Here is a 13849-nt window from a genome sequence, read left to right as displayed (position 1 = left end):
GTAGTTGTCGTTTAGGTTGACTGAATTTGTATTAAATAGGAAGCCAAGCCAATGGCTGAAACTGACATTGCTATGCCAGAATCAACATCTGTTGATTCCCGCCCTGCATTTGCAATTGTAGAAGAGCTCAAAACCAAGTTTGGTGAGAACTTCTATGTGCAAACAACTTTCGAGGATTTCCCGACAGTTTGGGTTGAGCGCGCACGTGTACAAGACGTTTTAATGTTCTTGCGTACAGTGTCACGTCCATACGTGATGTTGTTCGACCTGTCAGCGGTAGATGAGCGTCTGCGTACGCACCGCGACGGTTTACCTGCGTCTGACTTCACTGTGTTCTATCACCTGTTGTCGCTAGAGCGTAATACGGACATCCGTATTAAAGTTGCATTGAGTGAGAGCGATCTCAATATCCCGACTGCAACCAACATCTGGCCAAATGCCAACTGGTACGAACGTGAAGCCTACGATATGTTTGGCATCAACTTCGAAGGGCATCCAATGCTCCGTCGTATCCTGTTGCCAACTTACTGGGAAGGTCATCCACTTCGTAAAGAATATTCTGCACGTGCGACTGAATATACCCCGTACCGTCAGAACCAGGCGAAGCAGGACTACGAACAGGAACATCTTCGTTTCGTTCCTGAAGACTGGGGCATGAAACGCGGCACAGCCGATGAAGACTTCATGTTCCTGAACCTGGGTCCTAACCACCCGTCTGCGCATGGTGCATTCCGTGTGATTTTGCAGATGGATGGTGAAGAAATTAAAGACTGCGTACCAGATATCGGCTATCACCACCGTGGTGTGGAAAAGATGGCTGAACGTCAAACCTGGCATTCATTCATTCCGTATACAGATCGTGTCGACTACCTTGGTGGTTGTGCGCAAAACATGCCATACGTGATGGGTGTAGAGCAAATGGCCGGCATTACCGTGCCTGAGCGTGCGCAATGTATCCGTGTCATGATGTCGGAACTGTTCCGTATCAATAACCACTTGTTGTATATCGGTACTGCGATTCAGGATGCTGGTGGTATGACGCCAGTATTCTATATGTTCGCTGACCGTCAAAAGATCTATGACGCGATTGAAGCGATCACCGGTTACCGTATGCATCCAGCATGGTTCCGTATCGGCGGCACTGCGCATGACCTTCCAAACAACTGGCAGCACCTGATCCGTGAAATCCTGGATTGGATGCCAAAACGTTTGAAGGAATACCACACTGCGGCACTGAAAAACTCTGTATTTGAAGGCCGTACCCGTAACGTAGCGCAATACGATGCTAAATCTGCATTGGCTTGGGGCGTAACAGGTACCGGTTTACGTGCAACAGGTATCGACTTTGACGTACGTAAATACCGTCCATACAGTGGTTATGAAAACTACGATTTCGAAGTGCCGGTGGAGTACGAAGGCGATGCATATGCACGTGTGATCGTTCACTATCGTGAAATTGAACAATCGCTGAAAATCATCAAGCAATGTCTGGACAACATGCCGTCTGGTGCGTACAAAGCGGATCACCCACTGGCTGTTCCACCACCAAAAGACAAGACTTTACAAGATATTGAAACCTTGATTACGCACTTCCTGAGCGTGTCATGGGGTCCTGTAATGCCTGCAGGTGAAGCATCTGTAATGGCGGAAGTGGTAAAAGGTGCATCGAACTACTACTTGACTTCAGACAAGTCAACCATGAGTTACCGTACCCGTATCCGTACACCGACCTTCACCCACTTGCAGCAAATGCCTTCCGTGATTAACGGCAGTCTGATGTCTGACTTAATCATTTATTTAGCGACAATTGACGTCGTAATGGCTGACGTGGATCGCTAAGGGGTAAACGCTTTATGATGATTTTGACTGATAAAAAGCCACGTGTGAATGTTGAAGGGATTTTGACAGCTGATGAAATCCACGAGATTGAACATCACATTGGTCACTATCCGTACCCACGTGCAGCGTGCCTAGATGCGCTGAAGTGTGTACAGCGTCGCAATGGCTGGGTAGACGATGCACAGATGAATGCCATCGCGCAGATGCTGAGCATGAGCCTTGCCGACCTTGAAGGTGTTGCGACTTTCTATAACCGTATTTACCGTCAGCCGGTAGGCCGTCACGTGATTTTGTTATGTGATTCGATCGCGTGCTTCTTGATGGGTGCGGAAACTTTAGCAGAAGCTTTCCAGCGTGAATTGGGGATTTCGTTTGGTCAAACAACCGCTGATGGTCGTTTTACTTTGCTACCAATCTGCTGCTTAGGTAACTGTGACAAAGGTCCAACCCTGATGATTGATGAAGATACTCATGGTCTGGTTGAAGTGACCTCAATTAAACAGTTATTGGAGAAGTATGTATGAATACTGAACCAAAACCAATTTATGGCGACGGTAATCCAGAAACGCATCCATTGACCTGGCGTTTGAGCAAACAAGCCAATGTTCGTAGTGTTGATGACTACGAAGCTTTAGAAGGTTATGCAGGCTTTAAGAAAGCGCTGACCATGCCGCCTAAAGATGTGCTTGAAATCATTAAAGCAGCGACTGTTAAGGGTCGCGGTGGTGCAGGCTTCCCGGCAGGTATCAAGTGGTCTTTGATGGCGCCAAATGACAATTCAGGTCCTCGTTACCTGATTTGTAATGCCGATGAGATGGAACCAGGTACTTTCAAAGACCGTCTGTTGATGGAAGATCTTCCACACCAGCTGATTGAAGGTATGTTGATTGCAGGTTATACGCTTGAAGCAACCCATGGTTATATCTTCATCCGTGGTGAATACATCGAAGCTGCTCAGTACTTAAATGAAGCACTTGAGCAAGTTCGTGCCAAAGGTTACCTGGGTGACAACATCCTAGATTCAGGCTGGAGCTTCGAATTACACGTGCATACCGGTGCAGGTCGTTATATCTGTGGTGAAGAAACCGCATTGATTAACTCGCTTGAAGGTCGCCGTGCCAATCCGCGTACTAAACCACCATTCCCGCAGGTTGCAGGTGCTTGGGGTCGCCCTACGATTGTCAACAACGTAGAGACCTACAACAACTTGCCAGCAATCATGCTGCGTGGTCCTGAATGGTACATCGGCTTATCTGCGGGTAAATCGAAAGATCCAGGCACAAAAATCTACGGTGCATCAGGTAAAGTTAAATTCCCTGGTCTTTGGGAACTTCCATTCGGTACCACTGCACGTGAAGTGATTGAAGATCATGCCGGTGGTATGCGTGATGGCCTGAAACTGAAAGCTTGGTTACCGGGCGGTGCATCAACTGACTTCCTGGCTGCCGAGCATATTGACCTTCCTATGGATGCGGAAAGCATCATGAAGGCAGGTTCGCGTTTAGGAACGTGTTTGCTGATGGTGGTTGATGAAACTCAATGTATGGTTTCAGCAACACGTAACCTAGAAGAATTCTTTGCGCGTGAATCTTGTGGTTTCTGTACACCTTGCCGTGATGGTTTGCCTTGGGCGGTGAAAGCGCTTAAAGCACTAGAAGATGGTACAGGTAAGAAAGAAGATATCGATCACTTACAAGAGCTTACCCGTAAGCTTTGGATTGGTAAAACTTTCTGTGCTCACGCACCAGGTGCGATGGAACCGTTAATGGGCGCACTCAAACATTTCCGTGGCGAGTTTGAAGCAAAAGTGGTGAATGCCGCAGCTCAAACCAGCAACGTAGAACAAGCTTAAGGAATTCGACTATGGCTACAATTCATGTCGATGGAAAATCGTATGAAGTCAACGGCTCAGAGAACTTGCTACAAGCATGTTTGAGTCTGGGCATCGACATCCCATACTTTTGTTGGCATCCATCCTTAGGTTCTGTCGGCTCTTGCCGTCAATGTGCTGTGACCCAGTACGCGAATCCAGAAGATACGCGTGGCCGTTTGGTCATGTCATGTATGACGCCTGCGTCTGACAATACCTACATCTCGATTGAAGACAAAGAAGCGAAAGATTTTCGTGCTTCGATTGTTGAATTCTTGATGACCAACCACCCGCACGACTGTCCAGTCTGTGAAGAGGGTGGTCACTGTCACCTGCAAGATATGACAGTAATGACACAGCATGACCGTCGTCGCTACCGTTTCACCAAGCGTACGCATTACAACCAAGAACTTGGTTCGTTTATTGCGCACGAGATGAACCGTTGTATCGCATGTTACCGTTGTGTGCGTTACTACAAAGATTATGCTGGCGGTACCGACTTTGGCGTATATGCCAATGCATCACGTGTGTACTTCGGCCGTCCAGAATCAGGGACTTTGGAATCTGAATTCTCGGGTAACCTGACTGAAGTATGTCCGACTGGTGTATTCACCGATAAGACTCACTCAGCACGCTATAACCGTAAATGGGACATGCAGTATGCGCCTAGTGTATGTCATGGCTGTTCTTCAGGTTGTAACATCTCTCCGGGTGAGCGTTATGGTGAATTGCGTCGTGTAGAAAACCGTTTCAATGGTGATGTTAACCAGTACTTCCTGTGCGACAAAGGTCGTTTCGGTACAGGTTACGTAAACCGTGAAGATCGTCCACGTCAGCCACAGTTCCGTACAGGTAACAACGTAGAAACTATTTCAGTTGATACTGCACTGGATACTGTGATTGCAAATATCCAAGGCAAAAAAGTTCTGGGTATCGGCTCTCCACGTGCGTCACTTGAAACCAACTATGCATTACGCGAGTTAGTTGGTCAGGACAACTACTCAACTGGTATGTCTCAAAAAGAGCAAAACCTGGTTGAACTGGCTGCTTCAATCATGCAAACCGAGGGTGTTTACAACCCGAACATGCGTGAAATCGAAAGTTACGATGCTGTTCTGATTCTGGGTGAAGATCTGACTCAAACTGCGCCACGCATGGCTTTATCTGTTCGCCAAGCTGCGAAGAACAAAGGTAAAGAAATGGCGGCAGAACGCCGTACACCAGACTGGCTGGCTGAGCCTGTTCAACGTATTGCGCAAGATGCAAAATCTCCGATTTACATTTTGGCAGCAACACAAACACGTCTAGCTGACGTAGCAACAGGTGAAGTGGTTGCATCTCCAAATGACATCGCGCGTTTAGGTTTTGCCATTGCGGCAGGTGTGAAAGGCGAAAGCATCCTGGGTTTAGTTGACGATGCCAAAGCATTTGCACAAACGATTGCAGATACGCTGAAAGCTGCAAAGAAACCACTGATTGTTTCTGGTACTAGCTTGCAAGACGCTGCGATTATGGAAGCTGCTGCACAAGTTGCACAGAACCTTGGTAATGCTGGTCTGACTTTGACTGTTCCTGAAGTGAACTCAATGGGTCTGGCAATCTTCGGTGGTCACAGTCTTGAACAAGCATTCGCTCAAGATTACGACACTGTGGTGATTGTTGAAAACGACCTTTACCGTCGTTTACCAACCGCTCAGGTAGATGCTGCACTGGCAGGTAAAGAAGTGATCGTGCTTGATCATTCTGAAACTGAGACAGTGAAGAAAGCCAATATCGTACTTTCTGCTGCATCGTTTGCTGAAGGTGACGGTACTGTAGTCTCGCAAGAAGGCCGTGCACAGCGTTTCTACCAAGTGTATGACCCAAGCTATTACAATCCTGAACTGGCCATCAAAGAATCTTGGCGCTGGTTGCATGCCATTGAAACTGGTGTGAAAGGTCAGTCAATTTCCTGGACTGTACTTGATGACGTGATTGATGCAGTAGCGAAAAATGTTTCTGCACTTGAAGCGATTCAAGACGTTGCTCCAGACGCGGGCTTCCGTGTTCATGGTCTGAAAGTTGCACGTGAACCACGTCGTTATTCTGGCCGTACTGCAATGCGTGCACCGCTTTCTGTACACGAGCCGAAACAGCCGACTGACCAAGACACTGCGTTAACCTTCTCGATGGAAGGTTATGTGGGTGACCAGACTCCATCTCCACTGGTGCCATTTGCATGGTCAGCGGGCTGGAACTCTCCACAAGCCTGGAACAAATTCCAGGATAAAGTGGGTGGTCATCTGAAAGGTGGTGATTCTGGTATCCGTCTGTTCGACCTGTTACCGAAACGTCCAGCGCGTACTTTCGTTGCACCAGCACCTGTGCTTGTGAACGCTGAAAGCTTCCGTCTGGTACCGATGCATCACATCTTTGCCTCTGGCGAATTCACGATCAAAACACCAGCAATGGAATCACGTATTCCGGATGCAGTATTTGCAGTGGGCGAACAGGATGCTACACGCTTGAACCTGCAAGACGGTCAGAAGATCACTGTGAAAGCAGGCGAGACTTCAATCGTTCTTCCTGTACAAGTGATTGAATATTTACCTACAGGTTATATTGGTTACCCAATTGGTCTAGCACCGACGGTATCTCTTGCAGAGCCTGTTTCAGTCGCGGTAGGAGTGTAATTCATGGAACAAGAATTGATCCGTCAGACGCCGCTGTGGGCTGAAAACTGGCCAATTGCCTATTCAGTCATTCAAGCGATTGTGATCTTGCTAGTTGTGGTGCTGATCGCAGCGTTGATGTCATTCATTGAACGTCGTTTACTGGGCTTGTGGCAGGACCGTTACGGGCCTAACCGTGTAGGTCCGGGGGGTATGTTCCAGATCGTTGCTGACATGCTGAAAATCATGTTCAAAGAAGACTGGACACCAAAATTTGCTGACAAGCTGACGTTCCGTATGGCGCCTGCAGTAGCGATGGCAACTGCTGTGCTGTCGTTCATGGTTATTCCTGTTTCACCTTACCTGGGTGTTGCAGATATGAGCATCGGCCTGTTGTTCTTCATGGCAATGGCAGGTATTGCAGTTTATGCAGTACTGTTCGGTGGCTGGTCATCGAATAACAAATACGCGCTTTTAGGTGGTTTACGTTCTGCAGCTCAGACTATTTCTTATGAAGTGTTCCTGGGCATCTCGTTGATGGGTGTAGTGGCAATTGCTGGTTCATTTAACATGCGTGAAATTGTAGAAGCACAACGCGATGTCTGGTTTGTGATTCCTCAGTTCCTTGGCTTCCTGATCTTCGTGGTTGCAGGTGTGGCGGTTACTCACCGTCATCCATTTGACCAACCAGAAGCAGAACAGGAATTGGCTGAAGGTTACCACGTGGAATATGGCGGTATGAAATGGGGGATGTTCTTCGTTGCAGAATATGTCAACGTCGTACTGATCTCTGCATTGATCGTAACCTTATTCTTCGGTGGCTGGTTAGCGCCTTTTAACCTGGAAATTTCATTCATTCCACCAGCATTCTGGTTCATTATCAAAACAGCATTCTTTGTAATGATGTTCGTACTGGCACGTGGTTCATTAATGCGTCCACGTTATGACCAGGTGATGAACTTTGGTTGGAAAATTTGCTTGCCATTGGCGTTGGTTAACCTTTTGGTGACTGGTGCTGTGATTCTGATGAATCAGGCCTAAGACAGCAGGGAGAACAAAATGTTTAAATTTCTAGCTGGATTCGGGTCAATCGTTCGTTCGTTGTTCATGGTGTTCAGCCATGCAACGCGCAAACGTGACACCATCTTGTACCCAGAAGTACCAGCCGAGGAAATCGTGCCACCACGTTTCCGTGGCCGTATTGTATTGACGCGTGACCCAGATGGCGAAGAGCGTTGTGTTGCATGTAACCTGTGTGCGGTTGCCTGTCCGGTAGGCTGTATCTCTCTGCAAAAAGCAGAAAAAGAAGATGGCCGCTGGTATCCGGAATTTTTCCGCATCAACTTCTCACGCTGCATTTTCTGCGGTATGTGTGAAGAAGCATGTCCAACCACTGCAATTCAGATGACACCTGATTTCGAACTCGGTGAATATGTTCGTCAAGACTTAGTCTATGAAAAAGAACACTTACTGATTTCTGGTCCTGGTAAATATCCTGACTATAACTTCTACCGCGTAACAGGTATGGCTGTAACTGGTAAAGAGAAAGGTCAAGCACAGCGTGAAAGTGCGCCTGTTGATGTACGGAGTCTATTACCATGATGTGGCCGTTTTATCTGATGGCGCTTGTGGCCATCGTCTCTACGGTTCGTGTAGTGACTAACGCGAACCCGGTACATGCTTTGTTAAGTCTGATTGTTTCACTTCTTGCAGTTGCAGGCATGTTCATGATCGTGGGAGCGCCGTTTGCCGGTGCTCTTGAGATCATCGTTTATGCTGGTGCGATTATGGTCTTATTCGTATTCGTGGTCATGATGCTGAACCTGGGTGAACAAACCATTGAGCAGGAGCGTAAGTGGTTAACTTCAAGTGCCTGGGCTTACCCGGCGCTCATGAGCTTCCTGATCGGTCTGATCTTGGTTTGGGTGCTGAACTCAGATTACGCTCAGCCATCTCTGGTGATGGGTGCGGAAATTGTTGGCCCTAAAGCAGTTGGTCAAACGCTCTTTACACAGTACTTACTATTGGTAGAAGTTGCTGCGATGTTACTGTTAGGCGCACTTGTTGCTGCTTACCATCTTGGCAAACGTGAACCAGGTGCAGAAGAGGACAATAAATAATGGGCAACATCCCTTTAGAGCATGGTTTGATCGTTGCATCCATTCTTTTTGCACTGGGTTTTTACGGTGTAATGGTGCGACGCAACCTGTTATTCATTCTAATGAGCCTTGAAATCATGATGAACGCTGCTGCTTTAGCGTTTGTCCTGGCGGGCAGTGCCTGGGCACAGCCAGATGGTCAGATCATGTTCATCTTTATTCTGACGCTGGCTGCGGCAGAGGCGTGTATTGGTCTTGCGATCGTCCTTCAGTTCTATCATCGCTTCCATCATCTGGATGTGGATGCTGCTAGTGAGATGCGCGGATGAGTTATTTATATCTAACAATTTTATTTCCGCTCATTGGTTTTGTCCTTTTAGCGGCAGGGCGTAACAAGCTTCCTGAATCTGTTGCAGCCATTATTGGTGTGGGTGCCGTAGGTCTGTCTGCATTATTTGCACTGATCGCGGGTATAGACTTTACGGCTAACGGTTCCGTTGCTCAAGTTCAGCATCTTTGGACCTGGTTCAATGTAGGCGGTTTTGCTCCTGGCATCAGTTTGCATTTAGACGGTCTGTCTCTGTTAATGCTTGGTATGGTGACTGGCGTTGGTTTCCTGATCCATATCTTTGCATCATGGTACATGCGCGGTGAAGAAGACTTCGCACGTTTCTTCTCTTACTTCAACCTGTTCGTTGCGAGCATGTTGCTGTTGGTTCTGGGCGATAACCTGGCGTTATTGTTCCTGGGCTGGGAAGGCGTAGGTCTGTGTTCTTACCTGTTGATCGGTTACTACTACGAGAACCCGAAAAACGGTTTAGCTGCAATTAAAGCATTTACTGTGACTCGTGTCGGTGACGTATTCCTGCTGATCGCAATGTTCCTGATTTTCCAGCAATTCGGTACGCTGAATACTCAGTACATCGTTGAAAATGCTGCGACTGTGATGACTCAAAGCTCATCACTGACCATCTGGACTGCATTAATGTTGTTCCTGGGAGCTGCAGGTAAATCTGCACAGATCCCGTTACAAACATGGTTAGCTGACGCGATGGCTGGTCCAACACCTGTATCTGCATTGATCCACGCTGCAACGATGGTCACAGCGGGTGTTTACCTGTGCTGCCGTCTGTTCACAGTATTTGAACTTGCGCCTGAAGTGATGATGTTCATTTCGATTACTGGTGCGGTGACATTACTTGTAGCTGGTTTTGCTGCGCTTGTTCAAACAGACATCAAACGTATCCTTGCTTACTCAACCATGAGTCAGTTGGGCTATATGTTTATGGCTGTTGGTGCTGAAGCTTACCAGGCAGGTTTGTTCCATATGCTGACTCACGCATTCTTCAAGGCATTATTATTCTTGTCTTCTGGTGCAGTGATTCTGGCTTACCACCACGAACAAAATATCTTCAAGATGGGCGGTCTGTTCTACAAGAACAAATTCCTGTTTGCTTGTTTTGCGATTGGTGGCGGTGCATTGGCTGCAATTCCATTCATCACTGTGGGCTTCTTCTCGAAAGATGCCATCCTGGGTGCGGTATGGGTACAAGGTCAATCAGTTGCGGTATATAACTCACTGTACTGGGTAGGTGTTGCAGGGGCATTCCTGACTTCAATCTATACCTTCCGTCTGATCTGGGTTGTATTCTTCGGTAAAGAAAATACCCCTTATCACGAAATCAAGGGTGTGACTTACTGGGGTCCATTGGCGATTCTTGCAGTTCTTTCTACTTTCGTTGGTGCAGCACTGAAAGCGCCTGTAGAAAGCATCCTGAATTCAGCTAAAGTTCCTGCGTTTAATATTCCTGAAGCACTTGAGCATGGCATGCATACTGCAGAATATACTGCGGTAGGTATTGCACTGGCAGGTCTTGCGCTAGGCGTAGTGTTATTTGCCTTTGCTTATAATGCAGTGAAATCGTTTGCTAAAACTTCACTGGGTGCTGGTCTTGCGAACATTTGCCGCAATGCACTTGGTTTTGATGCACTGTATGACCTGATTTTTGTGAAGCCTTATTTATTCTTCGCGAAATTGTTCGGTCGTGATCCAATTGATGGCTTGTGGTTAGTACTGCCTGCACTTGTAAAAGGTGGTCACAGCTTTACCAGCTCACGTCAAACTGGTTCACTGCGTGAATATGCATCTAGTATGGGGCTCGGTATCGTTGTCCTACTGATGATCTTGCTCGTGATTCAGGTAGTGGGGAAATAAAATGGAAGCTCCAAACAACATGATTTTGCCGGCTCTGATCCTCATTCCGTTCATTGCAGGTTTTGTATGCTGGTTGGTCGACAAGCTCGACCAGTCTCTACCGCGTTATATCGCGTTAATCGGGATGCTGGTAACCCTGGTGTTAACCGTGGTTCTCTGGCAGAACGGTACTTATGTTTATGAATTAGGCGGTGCTACACCTTCTTGGGCTGCTGAGTTCAAATTGCCTTGGATTCAAACCCTGGGCATTAACATTCACCTAGCGGTGGATGGTTTATCTTTACTGATGGTTGGCTTGACTGCACTGCTTGGTGTATTGGCAGTCGGCTGTTCATGGGGTGAGATTCAGAAAAACGTTGGTTTCTTCCACTTAAACCTTTTATGGTCTTTGGGTGGCGTAATTGGTGTGTTCCTGGCAATTGACCTGTTTCTGTTCTTCTTCTTCTGGGAGATGATGCTGGTACCGATCTACTTCCTGATTGCGCTTTGGGGTCATAAAGGGGCAGAAGGCAAGTCACGTGTATATGCTGCAACCAAGTTCTTCATCTACACACAGGTTGCTGGTCTGGTGATGCTGATTGGTATCCTGGGTCTGGTGGTTGCTGGTTACTCAATGACTGGTGAAATCCGTTTTGACTACAACTTCCTGTTGGACGTTGCGAATACACTGGATACGCAAGTTCCAGCATTGGCTTATGCCTTCATGATCTGTATGTTCATCGGTTTTGCAGTCAAACTTCCAGTTTTCCCACTGCACGGCTGGTTACCGGATGCGCATGCTCAGGCACCAACAGCGGGTTCTGTTGACCTTGCAGGTATCCTGATTAAAACTGCTGCGTACGGTTTACTGCGTTTCGTTATGCCGTTCTTCCCGGCAGCTTCGGCTCAGTTTGCAGACATTGCGATCATTCTGGGTCTGATTGGTATTTTCTACGGTGCATGGTGTGCATTCCAGCAAACCGACATGAAACGTCTGTTAGCGTACACATCTATTTCACACATGGGCTTCGTTCTACTTGCACTTTATGCAGGTAACGTACTGACTTTCCAAGGTCTGATGATCATGATGCTGGCTCACGGCCTGTCATCTGCGGCATTGTTCATTATGTGTGGTCAGGTGTACGAACGTGTTCACACACGTGACATGCGTCTAATGGGGGGGATGCGCGGTCAGTTCCCATACTTAGCATTCTTCCTGATGTTCTTCGTAGCAGCGTTGGTGGGTATTCCTGGTCTAGGTAACTTCATCGGTGAATTCCTGATCCTGATGGGTGCATTTGGTCAATATCCGACTTATACAATCCTTGCTGCAATCAGCTTGGTGTTTGCTGGTCTGTACGGTCTGATCATGATTCACAAGTCACTGTTTGGTACGCCAAACGAAGAGCAAAAGCAGCATTACACGAATCCGCTGAAAGATTTAAATACGCGTGAAGTGGTAATCCTGTTGATCTGTGCGTTTGGTCTGTTATGGCTTGGTCTATACCCACAAAGCTTCCTTGATATTTCAAACTCAAGCATGGCGTGGTTAGCAAATAGCTACATTCCTGTGTCTGAAGCAGCTGATGCTGTGCAGCAAGCTGCCGTTTCAGCTGAAAATGTGGAGATCCAATAAGCCATGAACTTCACAATGTCTTTTTCTGAGCTTATGCCCCTAGCACCTGTGATGATCGTGGCGTTGACTGCGATCGTTGCAATGCTGGTGACAGCAGTTAAGCGTAACCACAACCTGGTTGCGACGACGACAGTTATTGGTTTAAACCTGGCTGCGTTATATATGATCTTCGTCCTGTTGGCGGGTAAATTTGCACCTGCCAACGTGATGAACCTGTTCATCGTAGATCCGTTTACGATGCTGTACCAGTTTGTGATTCTGATTGCTGCACTTGCGTGTAGCACACTGTCACATGCATACATTGAAACCTATAAAGACAACCGCGAAGAACTCTACATCTTGATGTTGTGTTCGGTTGCGGGTGCAATGTTGATGGTGGCAAGCACGCACTATGCTTCATTCTTCATCAGCCTTGAGTTAATGTCGATTCCGGTTTACGGCCTGTTGGCGTATACACATCAACGTTCTCAGTCGCTTGAAGCGGGTGTGAAATACCTGGTATTGTCAGCAACTGCATCTGCAATGCTGCTGATGGGTATGGCTTACATCTATGCGTACACAGGTACACTGAACTTCACTGCTGAACCAGGCAAAATGTTCTCTGCATTTAGCCAGCCAGCTGTGGTAATCGGTCTTGCGCTAATTGTCTTTGCTGTGGCATTCAAACTATCGCTTGCACCATTCCACAAATGGACACCAGACGTATATGCAGGTGCTCCATCACCAGTTGCAACTTTCCTTGCGACTGTTGCGAAAGTAGCAATGTTGGGTCTGTTTGTACGTTATGTATTGTCTTCAGGTTTAATCTTGGCAGACAGCTTCGTCACCATCATTACGATCCTTGCAGTGCTTTCGATTCTTGCTGGTAACTTGCTGGCAGTGAAACAGGTGAACCTGAAACGTATCCTTGCATACTCTTCAATTGCTCACTTCGGTTATGTACTGGTTGCCATCGTTTCTGCACGTAACTCTGACTTCCTGCAAATCCAGGGCTTCGCGACATTTGAAAGCGTGAATGTGTATATCATCACTTATGTGTTGACGACAATCGGTGCATTCGGTGTAGTAACCCTAATGTCTAGTCCGTACAACAACACCGATGAAGCAGGTAGTTTGGCTGAGTACCGTGGTCTGTTCTGGCGCCGTCCAGTATTGACTGCTGTATTAACGGTGATGATGCTGTCTCTTGCTGGTATTCCATTAACAGCGGGCTTTATTGGTAAGTTCCTGGTTATAAAAACTGCGGTAGCAGGCGAGTCTTGGTTCCTTGCTGCAATGGTCATCCTGGGTTCAGGTATTGGTCTGTATTATTACCTACGTGTAATGGTGGTAATGTACATGACTCCACCAGAAACGCCTCGTCTTGACGCTGTAAATCACTGGGGGCAAAAAGTGGGTGGTATCATGGTGCTGGCAGTGGCTGCACTGGTACTGATCCTGGGTGTTTACCCAGATCCAATGATTGCATTCTCTAAGTTTGCTTTCTTTGCAATCTCACCTGAGCTTCAACAGTTCATTTTCACTCTGGTGCAAAGCGGTTATAACTAATTAATCGAAAGA

General features: G+C 47.2%; 11 protein-coding genes. All 11 read left to right on the top strand.

The window, feature by feature from the left end; all coding sequences use genetic code 11:
- Positions 1–51 precede the first annotated feature (51 nt).
- From nuoC to nuoN, 11 genes are read left to right on the top strand one after another with little or no spacing between them, the layout of a single operon-like run.
- The gene (nuoC, locus tag BK820_RS11790) at positions 52–1839 is read left to right on the top strand and encodes an NADH-quinone oxidoreductase subunit C/D (RefSeq protein WP_004891702.1); all 1788 of its coding nucleotides are present in this window, start codon (positions 52–54) and stop codon (positions 1837–1839) included.
- Positions 1840–1853: 14 nt separating this feature from the next.
- On the top strand, positions 1854–2363 hold the full coding sequence (gene nuoE / locus BK820_RS11785) for an NADH-quinone oxidoreductase subunit NuoE (RefSeq protein ID WP_004814680.1): 510 nt from the start codon (positions 1854–1856) through the stop codon (positions 2361–2363).
- The gene (gene nuoF, locus BK820_RS11780; RefSeq protein ID WP_071321032.1) at positions 2360–3691 is read left to right on the top strand and encodes an NADH-quinone oxidoreductase subunit NuoF; all 1332 of its coding nucleotides are present in this window, start codon (positions 2360–2362) and stop codon (positions 3689–3691) included. The genes nuoE and nuoF overlap by 4 nt, the downstream gene beginning before the upstream one ends.
- 11 nt (positions 3692–3702) lie before the next feature.
- The gene (gene nuoG / locus BK820_RS11775) at positions 3703–6381 is read left to right on the top strand and encodes an NADH-quinone oxidoreductase subunit NuoG (RefSeq protein WP_071321031.1); all 2679 of its coding nucleotides are present in this window, start codon (positions 3703–3705) and stop codon (positions 6379–6381) included.
- Between the two features lie 3 nt (positions 6382–6384).
- Positions 6385–7401, top strand: coding sequence for an NADH-quinone oxidoreductase subunit NuoH (gene nuoH / locus BK820_RS11770; RefSeq protein ID WP_004814686.1), 1017 nt, complete (start codon positions 6385–6387; stop codon positions 7399–7401).
- 18 nt (positions 7402–7419) lie between these two features.
- Entirely contained in the window at positions 7420–7962 is a 543-nt protein-coding gene (gene nuoI / locus BK820_RS11765) for an NADH-quinone oxidoreductase subunit NuoI (protein ID WP_004814689.1), read from the top strand.
- The gene (gene nuoJ, locus BK820_RS11760) at positions 7962–8480 is read left to right on the top strand and encodes an NADH-quinone oxidoreductase subunit J (protein ID WP_171058617.1); all 519 of its coding nucleotides are present in this window, start codon (positions 7962–7964) and stop codon (positions 8478–8480) included. The genes nuoI and nuoJ overlap by 1 nt, the downstream gene beginning before the upstream one ends.
- Positions 8480–8788, top strand: a complete 309-nt coding sequence (nuoK, locus tag BK820_RS11755; RefSeq protein WP_004814693.1) for an NADH-quinone oxidoreductase subunit NuoK — start codon at positions 8480–8482, stop codon at positions 8786–8788. Before nuoJ ends, nuoK begins: the two co-directional genes overlap by 1 nt.
- Positions 8785–10674, top strand: coding sequence for an NADH-quinone oxidoreductase subunit L (gene nuoL / locus BK820_RS11750; protein WP_071321030.1), 1890 nt, complete (start codon positions 8785–8787; stop codon positions 10672–10674). The genes nuoK and nuoL overlap by 4 nt, the downstream gene beginning before the upstream one ends.
- Before the next feature lies 1 nt (position 10675).
- The gene (nuoM, locus tag BK820_RS11745) at positions 10676–12289 is read left to right on the top strand and encodes an NADH-quinone oxidoreductase subunit M (RefSeq protein ID WP_071321029.1); all 1614 of its coding nucleotides are present in this window, start codon (positions 10676–10678) and stop codon (positions 12287–12289) included.
- Positions 12290–12292: 3 nt separating this feature from the next.
- The gene (nuoN, locus tag BK820_RS11740) at positions 12293–13837 is read left to right on the top strand and encodes an NADH-quinone oxidoreductase subunit NuoN (RefSeq protein WP_071321028.1); all 1545 of its coding nucleotides are present in this window, start codon (positions 12293–12295) and stop codon (positions 13835–13837) included.
- Positions 13838–13849: the final 12 nt, after the last annotated feature.

It is taken from the genome of Acinetobacter sp. LCT-H3, assembly GCF_001866125.1.
GTDB classification, from domain to species: domain Bacteria; phylum Pseudomonadota; class Gammaproteobacteria; order Pseudomonadales; family Moraxellaceae; genus Acinetobacter; species Acinetobacter schindleri.
Note: the sequence above shows the minus strand (reverse complement) of the source record. Positions and strands in the feature narration are given on the sequence as shown.